This window comes from Lysinibacillus sp. LK3 (assembly GCF_001043675.1).
Taxonomy (GTDB): domain Bacteria; phylum Bacillota; class Bacilli; order Bacillales_A; family Planococcaceae; genus Lysinibacillus; species Lysinibacillus capsici.
On the sequence record NZ_LDUJ01000022.1, the window covers coordinates 65280 to 78534 of the forward strand.

The 13255-nt window shown below is 37.4% G+C and carries 13 protein-coding genes; all 13 read left to right on the forward strand.

The genetic code is table 11. The features are described 5' to 3' along the window. Positions 1–137 precede the first annotated feature (137 nt). The 13 genes from sufC (at position 138) to VK91_RS16730 (ending at position 13233) form a co-directional block, all read left to right on the forward strand. Positions 138–917, forward strand: coding sequence for a Fe-S cluster assembly ATPase SufC (sufC, locus tag VK91_RS16670; RefSeq protein ID WP_048394392.1), 780 nt, complete (start codon positions 138–140; stop codon positions 915–917). A gap of 18 nt (positions 918–935) precedes the next feature. Next, positions 936–2243 (forward strand): Fe-S cluster assembly protein SufD, encoded by a 1308-nt coding sequence (gene sufD / locus VK91_RS16675; RefSeq protein ID WP_048394394.1) that lies wholly within the window; start codon positions 936–938, stop codon positions 2241–2243. Further along, positions 2243–3472 (forward strand): cysteine desulfurase, encoded by a 1230-nt coding sequence (locus VK91_RS16680; RefSeq protein ID WP_048394396.1) that lies wholly within the window; start codon positions 2243–2245, stop codon positions 3470–3472. The genes sufD and VK91_RS16680 overlap by 1 nt, the downstream gene beginning before the upstream one ends. Beyond that, the gene (gene sufU, locus VK91_RS16685; protein ID WP_048394397.1) at positions 3462–3887 is read left to right on the forward strand and encodes a Fe-S cluster assembly sulfur transfer protein SufU; all 426 of its coding nucleotides are present in this window, start codon (positions 3462–3464) and stop codon (positions 3885–3887) included. The genes VK91_RS16680 and sufU overlap by 11 nt, the downstream gene beginning before the upstream one ends. 99 nt (positions 3888–3986) lie before the next feature. Continuing rightward, positions 3987–5384, forward strand: a complete 1398-nt coding sequence (gene sufB, locus VK91_RS16690) for a Fe-S cluster assembly protein SufB (protein ID WP_016993620.1) — start codon at positions 3987–3989, stop codon at positions 5382–5384. A gap of 254 nt (positions 5385–5638) precedes the next feature. Next, entirely contained in the window at positions 5639–6637 is a 999-nt protein-coding gene (locus VK91_RS16695) for an ABC transporter substrate-binding protein (protein ID WP_048394398.1), read from the forward strand. Between the two features lie 156 nt (positions 6638–6793). Further along, a complete protein-coding gene (locus VK91_RS16700) occupies positions 6794–7651 on the forward strand; it encodes a DUF72 domain-containing protein (RefSeq protein WP_048394399.1) in 858 nt (285 codons plus the stop codon). Then, on the forward strand, positions 7651–8475 hold the full coding sequence (locus VK91_RS16705) for a sulfite exporter TauE/SafE family protein (protein WP_048394401.1): 825 nt from the start codon (positions 7651–7653) through the stop codon (positions 8473–8475). Before VK91_RS16700 ends, VK91_RS16705 begins: the two co-directional genes overlap by 1 nt. A gap of 20 nt (positions 8476–8495) precedes the next feature. After that, the gene (locus tag VK91_RS16710) at positions 8496–9863 is read left to right on the forward strand and encodes a bifunctional UDP-sugar hydrolase/5'-nucleotidase (RefSeq protein WP_048394403.1); all 1368 of its coding nucleotides are present in this window, start codon (positions 8496–8498) and stop codon (positions 9861–9863) included. A 33-nt stretch (positions 9864–9896) separates the two neighbouring features. Beyond that, positions 9897–11006, forward strand: coding sequence for an HD-GYP domain-containing protein (locus VK91_RS16715; protein WP_048394405.1), 1110 nt, complete (start codon positions 9897–9899; stop codon positions 11004–11006). A 23-nt stretch (positions 11007–11029) separates the two neighbouring features. Beyond that, positions 11030–11827 (forward strand): sporulation protein YunB, encoded by a 798-nt coding sequence (gene yunB, locus VK91_RS16720; RefSeq protein WP_048394406.1) that lies wholly within the window; start codon positions 11030–11032, stop codon positions 11825–11827. A 107-nt stretch (positions 11828–11934) separates the two neighbouring features. Next, positions 11935–12852 (forward strand): lipoyl synthase, encoded by a 918-nt coding sequence (lipA, locus tag VK91_RS16725; RefSeq protein WP_004228269.1) that lies wholly within the window; start codon positions 11935–11937, stop codon positions 12850–12852. A gap of 33 nt (positions 12853–12885) precedes the next feature. Then, entirely contained in the window at positions 12886–13233 is a 348-nt protein-coding gene (locus tag VK91_RS16730) for a YutD family protein (RefSeq protein ID WP_048394408.1), read from the forward strand. The last annotated feature ends 22 nt before the right edge of the window (positions 13234–13255 follow it).

Consider the following 13255-nt stretch of genomic DNA (forward strand, 5'->3'; position numbering starts at 1 on the left):
TTATTTTTAAAGATTTTATTTAAGGAATGGGAAAGTAATTGAAATGGTTTGCATAGAGAACGATTTTCAGTTAAGATTAGAATGATGATAATTAAGGAATGGTTGACCCATTCACTGAACACTATGGAGGTATTTTCATGTCAACTTTAGTTATTAAAGATCTTCACGTTGCTATCGACGGAAAAGAGATTTTAAAAGGCGTAAATCTTACAATTAATACAAACGAAATTCACGCAATTATGGGACCAAACGGAACTGGTAAATCAACACTAGCTTCTGCTATTATGGGTCATCCAAAATATGAAGTAACTTCAGGTACTGTTGAGTTAGATGGCGAAGATGTGCTTGAAATGGAAGTAGACGAGCGTGCTCAAGCTGGTTTATTCCTAGCAATGCAATATCCATCTGAAATTGCTGGTGTTACAAATGCTGATTTCTTACGTTCAGCAATTAACGCGCGTCGTGAAGAAGGCGATGAAATTTCATTAATGAAATTTATCCGCGAATTAGATAAAAACATGGAATTCCTTGAAATGAACGAAGATATGGCTCAACGTTATTTAAATGAAGGTTTCTCTGGCGGGGAGAAAAAACGTAATGAGATTCTTCAATTAATGATGATCAAACCAACATTTGCAATCTTAGATGAAATTGACTCTGGTCTTGATATCGATGCATTGAAAGTTGTCTCAAAAGGCATCAACGCAATGCGCGGTGAAGGCTTTGGCTGCTTAATGATTACACACTATCAACGCCTATTAAACTACATTACACCAGACCATGTACACGTAATGATGCAAGGACGTGTTGTAAAATCAGGTGGTGCAGAGCTTTCACAACGCTTAGAAGCAGAAGGTTATGACTGGATTAAAAAAGAATTAGGAATCGAAGAAGAAACAGAAGAACAAGAAGCATAAGAAGGAGGACGAACTAGCATGACAGTGGAACTTAACTTGCCTGTAACAGTACAGGACGTGCGCTCGTTCTCAGAAGCAAATGGTGAACCTACTTGGTTTACAGAACTTCGCGCGGCAGCACTAGACAAAGTAGCTGGTTTAGATTTGCCAAAACCAGATAGAACGAATATTACAAAATGGGATTTCATGAACTTCCCAGTGTTGGCAGTTCATAGTGAGGCATTCCCTTCATTGGATGCTCTACCTGAAGAAGCAAAAGGTTTAATTGACCTTGAAGCACAAGAAAACCTATATATTCAACGTAATAATACACCAGCATATATTAAGGCATCACAAGAACTTGCTGATAAAGGTGTTATTTTTACTGATATTTTCACAGCAGTTCGTGAACATGGCGAACTTGTACAAAAATACTTTATGACAGAAGCTGTTAAAGTAGATGAGCATAAGTTAACAGCACTTCATACAGCACTTGTTAATGGTGGGGTGTTTGTATACGTACCAAAAAACGTGATCATTGAGCAACCACTTCAAGTTGTTTTCCTTAATGACAATGCGGAAGCTTCATTATATAACCATGTTTTAGTAGTAGCAGAAGCGAATTCAGCAGTAACATATGTGGAAACTTATGTTTCAACAGTTGAAGAGGCAAAAGGGCAAGCGAATATTATTGCGGAAGTCGTTGTTCAAGATAATGCACAGGTGACATATGGTGCAGTAGATGTCCTTGCAAAAGGATTTACGACGTATGTTAATCGTCGTGCACGTTTAGCGCGTGACGCAAAAGTTGACTGGGCTCTTGGTCTAATGAATGATTCTGATACAATCTCTGAAAACATTACGCATTTGATTGGTGACGGTTCTCATGCAGATACAAAAACAGTCGTAGTTGGTCGTGGAGAACAAAAACTTAACTTCACTACTGAGGTTCGTCACTGGGGTAAAAACTCAAACGGGCATATCTTAAAGCATGGTGTAATGAAAGATGCAGCTCAGTCAATCTTTAACGGTATTGGCTATATCGAGCATGGTGCGACAAAAGCCGATGCACAACAAGAATCACGTGTATTAATGCTGTCAGAAAAAGCTCGTGGGGATGCAAACCCAATTTTATTAATTGACGAAGATGATGTAACAGCAGGACACGCAGCATCTGTTGGTCGAGTAGATCCATTACAGCTTTATTATTTAATGAGCCGTGGTATCTCGAAAGCAGAAGCAGAGCGCCTTGTTATCCATGGATTCCTTGCGCCAGTTGTTACGCAATTACCAATTGAAGGCGTTCAAAAGCAACTGACGGAGGTTATTGAAAGGAAAGTTCGCTAATGATGAATAAAGACATTAAAAGCTATTTCCCAATTTTAAATCAGGATGTAAATGGTCATAGACTTGTATATCTTGATAGTGCAGCGACGTCTCAGAAGCCTGTTCAAGTGATTGAAGCGATTAAAGCTTATTATGAATTTGATAATTCCAATGTTCACCGTGGCGTGCATACACTAGGAAACCGTGCAACAGATAAATATGAAGGTGCTCGTGAAAAGGTTCGTAAGTTTATTAATGCGCAATCAACACAGGAAATTATTTTTACGCGTGGTACAACAACCGCTTTAAATACAGTTGCGACAAGTTATGGTCGTGCAAATGTTGTTGAGGGTGATGAAATTGTCATTACTCATATGGAGCATCATTCCAATATTATTCCTTGGCAACAATTAGCCAAAGAAAAAAATGCAACTTTAAAATACATTGAGCTTGAAGCAGACGGCACTCTTAGCCTAGAGAAAGTACGTGCGACAGTCACACCTAAAACAAAAATTGTTTCGGTGTCTATGGCATCAAACGTACTTGGAACAATAAATCCAATTAAAGAAATTGCTCAAATTGCACATGCTAATGGTGCTGTCATGGTAGCCGATGGTGCACAAGCTGCGCCACATATGAAAATTGATGTGCAAGATTTGGATGTAGATTTCTTAGGTTTCTCAGGGCATAAAATGTGCGGACCAACTGGAATAGGTGTACTATATGGTAAAAAGGAACACCTTGAAAAGATGGAGCCAATTGAGTTTGGTGGCGAAATGATTGATTTTGTTGGGCTTTATGAGTCAACGTGGAAGGAATTACCGTGGAAATTTGAAGGTGGAACGCCTATTATTGCAGGTGCAATAGGTTTAGGAGCCGCTATTGATTTCTTAACTGATATCGGGTTAGATAACATTCTAGAGCATGAGCATAAGCTTGCAGGCTACGCAATGGATCAACTAGAAACAATTGACGGTTTGAAAATTTTTGGCCCACGTGACCCTATGAAGCGTTGTGGATTAGTAACATTTAATCTAGATGATGTACATCCACATGATGTGGCAACGGTGCTTGACATGAATGGTATTGCTGTTCGTGCAGGACATCATTGTGCACAGCCACTAATGAAATGTCTTCAGCAAGTAGCGACAGCACGAGCAAGCTTCTATCTGTACAATACAGAGGAGGATATTGACCGTTTAGTTGCAGGGTTACGTTCTGCGAAGGAGTATTTTGGCGATGTCTTTTAATAATTTAGATCAACTATATCGTTCAGTCATTATGGATCACTATAAGAATCCTCGTAATAAAGGATCTTTAGATGAGAATGCTGTAACGATCGATATGAATAATCCGACTTGTGGCGACCGTATTCACTTAACATTGAAAGTGACAAACGGTGTTGTAGAGGATGCAAAATTTGATGGTGAAGGCTGTTCTATTTCTATGTCCTCTGCATCAATGATGACACAGCTCATCAAAGGAAAAAAAGTAGAGGAAGCTATTGAGCTTTCTGATATTTTTTCTAAAATGATGATGGGTGAGGAGTACAGCGATAAATATGACCTTGAGGATGTTGAGGCACTGCAAGGTGTTTCACAATTCCCAGCACGAATTAAGTGTGCAACATTGGCTTGGAAAGCAATGGAAAAAGGTGTGAAATAAATCTTACTTCCTTGTTCTTGAGTGAAAGCTACTATGCCTTCACTCAAAGCAAGGGATGATTACCTAGAAAAATACATCTCAATGAACGGAGGAGAAACGATGGCTAAAAAAATGCCTGATATCGGCGATTACAAATACGGTTTCCATGACAAGGACGTATCAATTTTCCGTTCAAAACGCGGTTTAACTGAAGAAATCGTCCGTGAAATTTCAAATATGAAACAAGAGCCAGAATGGATGCTAGAATACCGTTTAAAAGCTCTTGAAACATTTTATACAAAACCGATGCCACAATGGGGTGGCGATCTTGGAGATTTAGATTTTGATGAAATTACGTACTATGTAAAACCATCAGAAGCTACTCAAAAATCATGGGATGAAGTACCTGATGAAATCAAAGCAACTTTTGATAAATTAGGTATCCCAGAAGCTGAACAAAAATATCTTGCAGGTGTATCTGCACAATATGAGTCTGAGGTAGTTTATCACAACATGAAAAAAGACCTTGAAGATCTTGGTATTGTGTTCAAAGATACTGACTCTGCTCTACGTGAAAACGAAGATATTTTCAAACAATATTGGGGCAAAGTGATTCCTTACACAGACAATAAATTTGCTGCTTTAAACTCAGCAGTATGGTCAGGTGGATCGTTTATTTATGTGCCACCAGGTGTTAAAGTAGAAACACCGTTACAAGCTTACTTCCGTATTAACTCAGAAAATATGGGTCAATTCGAACGTACACTTATTATTGTAGATGAAGGCGCTCACGTACACTATGTTGAAGGTTGTACAGCTCCTGTTTACACAACAAACTCTTTACACTCAGCAGTTGTAGAAATTGTTGTTCGTAAAGATGCCTATTGCCGTTATACAACAATTCAAAACTGGGCGAACAATGTTTACAATCTTGTAACGAAACGTACAGTTGTAGAAGAAAACGGTACAATGGAATGGATTGATGGTAACATCGGTTCTAAATTAACAATGAAATACCCAGCATGTATCCTAAAAGGTGAAGGTGCTCGTGGTATGACATTATCGATTGCATTAGCAGGTAAAGGACAACACCAACATGCTGGCGCTAAAATGATCCATATGGCACCAAACACATCTTCAACAATCGTTTCTAAATCGATTGCTAAACAAGGTGGTAAGGTAACGTATATGGGACAAGTTCGTTTCGGTCCTAAAGCAAGTGGTGCACGTGCTAACATCGAATGTGATACGCTGATTATGGATAATCAATCGACTTCTGATACAATTCCTTATAACGAGATCTTTAATGATAATGTATCTTTAGAGCACGAAGCAAAAGTTTCAAAAGTATCTGAAGAACAATTATTCTATTTAATGTCTCGCGGAATTTCCGAAGAAGAAGCAACAGAAATGATCGTAATGGGCTTCATCGAGCCATTCACAAAAGAACTACCAATGGAATACGCAGTAGAAATGAACCGTCTGATTAAATTCGAGATGGAAGGTTCTATCGGTTAATTTATTAGCCACCCCTAGTCATAACATAAATTGTGACTAGGGGTTTTTTGTGTTTTTACGTCGTGAAAGAAAGTGGATAATTATAATATATCGAAATAGTACTGGATTTATTTAAGATTACATACTAAAATGATAATGAGAATCAATATCAATTGAAAAGGGGGATGGTAAATCTAGAAGATGTGCAGTACTTCAATAAGCAAGATGAGATAGTTTATCCTCATAACAATCATCATTCAAAGGAGAATAGGTAAATGAAAAAGAAGTTTTTTTTTATTAGTTTCATAGCATTATTTATGCTCATTCTCGCCGCATGTGGAGAGAAGAAGGCAGTAGAAGAGGAATCTTCCACTGATACACCAAAAGAAGAAGAAGTGACACAGACAAAAGAAGAATCAACAAATGAAAATGGCACAAGAACGATTGAATATCTTGGTGAAAGCTATGAAGTGCCAGAAAAAGTGGAAAGAATTGTTGTAACAGGAGCTATGGAAGCAATGGAGGATATGGTGGTGCTGGATGTTCACCCAGTTGGAGCTATTGCTATTGGTGGCAAGTTCCCTGAGCTCTATGCTTCTGTAACAGACAAAGCAGAATCTATTGGTGAGAAGATTAAACCAAACTTTGAAAAAATATTAGAATTAAATCCAGATGTCATTTTAGGGTCCACAAAGTTCCCAGAAGAGGTACAAAGTAAATTAGAGAAAATTGCACCTACAATTTTAGTTTCACATATTTCGACGAACTGGGAATTTAATTTGAATTTACTAGCAGAACTAACTGGTAAGCAAGCAGATGCTGAGAAGATCTTATCTACATATAAAGCTGATATTGAAGCTGCTAAGTCCACGCTAACTGAAAAACTACAAGATCAAAAAGTAGCGGCTATTCGTATTCGTGGGGGACAAGCGTATGTTTATCCAAAAGAAGTATTTTTAAATGCAGTTCTTTATGGCGAGCTTGGTTTAGCAGTACCTAATGAAGTTGCTAAAGCTAAATCTCAAGAAGCCATTTCTGTGGAGCAACTTGCAGATATGAATCCTGATTATTTATTTGTGCAGTTTTCAACAGATGAAAATGCGGACGCGCCGAATGCTTTAGAAGACTTTAAAGAGAATCCAATCACCCAAAATATTACTGCATTTAAAAATGACCGAGTATTTGTTAATGTACTAGATCCACTAATGGAAGGTGGCCCTGCATATAGCCGAATTAAGTTTTTAGAGGCTATTCGGCAAAATCTTGTGAAATAAACGTCGCCTGTTATAGTAGCATGAGTTCAATGGAATATGGACTCATGCTTTTTCTTTGGCATAATTAAGTGATAAAAGAAGGTATATTTTTTACATGATGTTTATTTGTAGTGACATACTGTGTGCTATGATTATGTACATAGAGGAGGATGTCACATGATTGTAGTAGGATTAACTGGTTGGGGCGATCACCCTTCACTTTATAGTGGAGTGACTACTTCAAAGGATAAATTATTTGATTACACAGGTCATTTTTTAACGGTTGAAGTAGATACTTCTTTTTATGCCATACCAGCCAAAGAGCATGTTCGGAAATGGTGTGAGGATACACCTGAAAACTTCCGTTTTGTTGTGAAAGCTTACCAAGGCATGACGGGTCATTTACGTGGAGAGATTCCCTTTGAATCAAAAAATGATATGTTCAATGCATTTATTGAATGTGCCAATGAATTTAAACGTTACGGAAAGCTAGCCATGGTATTAGTACAATTTCCACCATGGTTTGATTGCCAAGGAAAAAATGTGCAATATTTATTGTATATCCGACAGCAGCTAAAGGATTTTGAAGTAGCGATTGAATTTCGAAATCAAACATGGTATGCAGAAAATGTTGTCAAGCAGACGATAGATTTCTTACGAGAACATCAATTTATCCATACGATTTGTGATGAACCACAGGCTGGTGTAGGATCTGTTCCTTTCTACCCTGTAGTGACTGCAAATAAAGCGTTGATTCGTCTCCATGGTCGCAATATACATGGATGGCGGAACACAGGAAATGCAGAAAATTGGCGTAAAGTTCGCTTCTTATATGATTATAATAAAGAAGAATTACAGCAACTTGGGGATAGCATGAAAAAGCTTGAACCAGAGGTCAATGAACTCTTCGTTTTATTTAATAATAATTCTGGTAATCATGCAGCGAAAAACGCAAAGGAGCTACAAGGTATGTTGAATATTAACGATGTCGGGTTGGCACCTAAACAATTAAACATGTTTGAAGGGGAACTATAATGGAGTTTATTTTATTAGTCATCATTGCCTTGCTTGCTGGTCTAATTGGCTCATTAGTTGGGCTAGGTGGTGGTGTAGTATTAGTACCAGCAACATTATACATCGGCTTAAATTTAGGAATGATCCCAGATATTACACCACAAAAAGTAGTCGGTTTATCAGTGGTGATGATGATTTTCACGGGACTTGCCTCCACGCTAAGCTATATGAAATCTAAAACGGTGGATTATAAAAGTGGTTTTATATTCTTTATTGGAAGTATTCCAGGAACAATCCTTGGCGCATGGGTCAATAAAGGATTAGATTTACCATCCTTTAATTTATATTTCGGTATTTTACTTATTATTTTATCGATTATTTTGCTTGTGAGAGACAAACTGAAGCCTGTAAAATGGTTTGTAAAAAATGGTATGCAGCAAGAGTTTACTGACTCTGAGGGAAAAACCTATGTATATGGCTATCCCATTTGGTTTGCTATTACATTAACATTTGGTATTGGCTTTGCTTCTGGTTTATTTGGAATAGGTGGCGGCTCCATGATCGTGCCAGTAATGATTATTTTATTCTTATTCCCCCCACATGTCGCGGTGGCAACATCGATGTTTATGGTATTTTTAACGTCCATTGTTAATTCTGCAAGCCATGTTTATTTCGGTCATGTACCCTGGCTTTATACTATTCCAGTTATTCCTGGTGCTTATGTTGGAGCAAAGCTGGGTGCTGCGTTAAATAAGAGGATTAAATCCGATACACTTGTACTAGCTTTAAGGATTATTCTATTATTACTAGGAATTCGATCTATTATAGAAGGCATATTAGCTTAATTTGAAGTGAGGTGGCTTTAATGCTTGAAAAGATCCATATTTTTCACACAAATGATTTGCATAGTCATTTTAAGTATTGGCCACGAATGCAAAGCTATGTGAAAGAAATGCGCAATAAATTAGGGAATATCGGGGAAACAAGCTATTTGTTTGATGTTGGAGATCATTTAGATCGTTCCAACATTTATACAGAAGCAACAGTTGGGAAAGGTAATGTGCGATTGCTAAATGAGGCGGGTTACGATGTGGTGACAATCGGCAACAATGAAGGTATTACATTATCCCATGAAGAGCTCTTCCACTTATATGACAATGCTAATTTTGATGTTGTGGTTGCAAATGTATATGCCTCCCACGGGAAGAAGCCAGCATGGATGAAGCCTTATGTAATCTTAACAACAGCAATGGGTACGAAGATTGGCGTCATTGCAGCCACGGCCATGTTTGAAGTATATTATGAAGAATTAAATTGGCATATGGACGACGCTAGAAGTACACTGCTACGTTTAGCGCATCAACTACGTGAAGAAGTAGACATTGTTGTATGCTTATCCCATTTAGGCATTACAGAGGATGAGCTCTTAGCGGATGAGTGTCCAGAAATTGATGTTATATTCGGCTCTCATACCCATCATGTCCTACCAGAGGGCAAAGTGATTAATGGGGTTTTACTGACAGGTGGAGGTAAGTTTGGCCAATATACTGGACATCTTATCATAGAATATGATAAAAAATTGAGGAAAATTGTTGAAAAAAAGGATACTTTAATTCATAATAAGGATTTGCCAATTGTTAAAAATGAACAGAAAGTGGTACAGTTTTTGGAGGATGAAGGTAACAGAATATTGGATACTCCAGTTTTTACAACAAAGAAAGCCTACAACAAGGAATGGTTCCATTATTCACAGCTATCTGATTTATTTGCACATGCAATTTTGGAAAAAAGCGGAGCGGACTGTGCATTATTCAATGCAGGGATATTTTTAGATGGTCTTCCTAAGGGAATAGTGACTGCCTTAGATTTGCACCGAATTTTTCCACATCCAATTAATTTATGTACAATTGAATTATCCGTCGCTGAAATGAAAGAAATTTATATGCAATCCAAAAATGAAGAATGGCCCTATATCGAACTAAAAGGACTAGGGTTTAGAGGCGTCATTTTTGGAAAAATATTGACATATGGATTTTCCATGAATGAAAATCGGCAATTATTAATTAATGGTAAGCTAGCAGATCAAAATCACATTTATAAACTGGTCACATTGGATCTGTTTACATTTGGTTATTTTTATCCAAGTTTTAAATATGCAAAAAAACAATATATTTTACCTGAATTTTTACGAAACATTATGATAGATTATGGTCAAAGATTCTTTAAACAATAGAGAGAGTTTAAAGAATGGAATGGGGAAGAAGTCATGCGATTAATTTCAATCGATGTATTAAAAGAAGGAATGGTATTAGGAAGAACCATTTGGAATGAGGCAGGTCATCCGCTTTTAAAGAAAGATGTTGTCATTAATGACCGTATTATTCAAAGACTTCAACAGTTAAATACACATTATTTATATATTGACGATGAGATTTCTGAGGGAATAGAAGTAGAAGAGACCGTTCCACCTGCTATGCGAAATAAAGTCATCAAAACTATAAAGGATTCGTTCCAGTCCATTGATGGTTTGAATCCAGTAAATGCTTCTTATATATTAGATCAGCAATCAAAGACAATTGTTTCGATCGTAGATGAATTACTTTCTGCAGTTACTGGAAATAATGAAATTCTAACCATTTTAACAGATGCTTATTTATTTGATGAATATTTATATCAACACTCTTTCCAAGTGACATTGTATTCTATTGCCATTGCCAAAGAACTTGGCTACTCTGCTGAGGATTTACGTTTGATCGGGATAGGTGCATTATTACACGATGTCGGTAAACTAATGGTACCGAAAGATATTTTAACAAAGCCAGGACGTTTAACGAATGATGAGTTTGAAATGATGAAGATGCATGCTCGTTATGGTTTTGATTTATTACGGAATTTACATTCAATCTCTCTGCTTGTGGCGCACTGTGCTTTCCAACACCATGAACGTATTGATGGAAGTGGCTATCCAAGAGGACTTGTTGACTTTGAAATTCATCCATTTGCCAAGATAATTGGTGTTGCAGATGTTTTTGATGCGGTGACAACGAATCGTGTATACCGGGAGAAGATGCTCCCTTCACAAGGACTAGCTATTGTTGAAGCTGGCTCGGGCACTCTTTATGATGCTCGAATTGTAAAAGCTTTAAAAAGAGCTGTCGTTCATTATCCAAATGGTGTTATTTTAAAATTATCAGATGGACGCCGTGGGATTGTATCTAGACAAAACACGTTGGATGCGGCATTACCATGGATTCGTATTTTTGAAGAACAAGATCAATTGCTGGCAGCTACATATGAAGTTAATTTAGTGGATTATCCTGATGTAACAATTGAAAATGTTGAGACGGATTATGTGGTTCCCGCAAAAGTAGAATAAATTACTCCTCCTGTTCATACGTTATGGAACAGGAGGAGATTTTTTTGTTTTTCCCTCGAAAAAGAATGAAATTACGCTCATATGGTAGAAGGGGAATGCGTCTTAATAAATTAACGATTTTAATTGTTAGTATGGTTGTTTGCCTTATATTATTTATTTATTATTTAAATGAACGGCTCATGCCAACCTATTTGCAATATGCGGAAGTGCAAACTACGAAGATTGCCTCATATGTTGTGAGTAAAGCCATTAATTCACGTACCTCTAATGTATTAGATGTAAATGATATCATTGAAGATATTCCTCCAGGTACGTCTGAAATGATGACGACTAAGTTTAATACAGAAATCATTAATCGTGTTCGAGCAGAGACATTAGAGCTTGTTAAAATGTATTTGGAGCAAGCTGAACAGGGAGAGCTATCGCATTTACCTGAATTAGATAATGTTGAATATGATATTAACAGGATCCAAGATGGTGATGGCATTGTCTTTTTTGTACCGCTTGGTCAAGCAGCCAATATTCCCTTGCTTGGAAATTTGGGGCCAAAGATCCCGATTCGCTTCCATGTGATTGGGAATGTTCATAGTAATGTGACATCCTCTATTCAAGAATTTGGAATCAATAGTGCTTATGTGGAGGTAGGTATTCATTTAGAGGTAAATGTTCAGATTATTGTTCCTTTCGCTAGTAAATCTTCTACCGTTGCACAGGATATACCTGTAGCGATGGGCCTAACAAGGGGACCTGTTCCAAACATTTATACCAATAGTAGTGACGCGCCACAACCGTCCATAGAAATACCTGTCCCTTATAAATAGAAATGTTTGTTGTGATAGTTGTTGGAGTGCCTTTAATATGTTACATTGACAACAGTGAAGATAGTTAATATTAAAAAATGTATATTTTTGATAGGGGCGATATTCGTATGACATCTTGTAAACCTACAAGTAAAGAAGAACATGTAAGAAAACCAGATTGGCTAAAAATAAAACTAAACACGAATGATGAATATAAAGGGCTTAAAAAGCTGATGCGTGAGAAAAATCTGCATACAGTATGTGAAGAAGCTCGTTGTCCAAACATCCATGAATGCTGGGGAGAGAGACGTACTGCTACCATGATGATTCTTGGTTCCGTTTGTACACGTGCTTGTCGTTTCTGTGCAGTGAAAACAGGTTTACCAAATGAACTAGATTTGGCAGAACCAGAGCGCGTTGCAGATTCAGTAGCCATTATGAATTTAAAGCACGTTGTTATTACAATGGTCGCACGTGACGATTTAAAGGATGGCGGAGCGCAAGTTTTAGCAGAAACAGTACGTGCAATTCGTCGTAAAAGTCCTTTCACATCTGTTGAGGTATTGCCATCAGATTTAGGCGGGATGAAGGAGAACCTTCAAATGTTAATGGATGCAAAACCAGATATTTTAAATCATAATATTGAAACAGTACGCCGTTTAACACCAAGAGTGCGCGCTCGTGCAAAATACGAACGCTCTTTAGAGTTCCTGCGTTTAGCTAAAGAGATGCAGCCTGAAATTCCAACGAAATCATCACTAATGATTGGATTAGGCGAAACACATGAAGAAATTTTAGAAGTCATGGACGATTTACGTGCAAATAATGTAGATATTATGACGATCGGTCAATATTTACAGCCAACGAAAAAGCATTTACCAGTTAAAAAATACTATTCACCAATAGAATTTGGTAAACTGCGTAAGATTGCCATGGAGAAAGGCTTTAAGCATTGTGAGGCTGGCCCACTTGTACGTAGTAGTTATCATGCAGACGAACAAGTAAATGCTGCAACGAAAGAACGTCAATTACAAGCGGAAGTGTAAACGTCAAGGCTGAACGAAAAGGGTGGTGTCACTTTGATCATAGTTGAAGGATTAGAATATGAACTAATAGAAGATTATCGCGAGGCCTTTCAGGAGGAAGTTTTTCAGGAAAGATACTCAGATATCTTAGCCAGATACGATTATATTGTAGGTGATTGGGGCTATAACCAGTTACGTTTAAAGGGGTTTTTTGATGATAAAAATCAAAAATCCACTTTTGATACAAAAATAAGTACGCTTCAAGATTATCTATACGAATACTGTAATTTTGGCTGTGCTTATTTCGTATTACGTAAATTGGGGAAAGTTATGAAACAGCAAGAAGTAGTGGATATGAGTGAAGTAACAAAGCCAACAGACCATGAACCTTTAGCAGAATAAACTCTTATACAAAAACCTGATG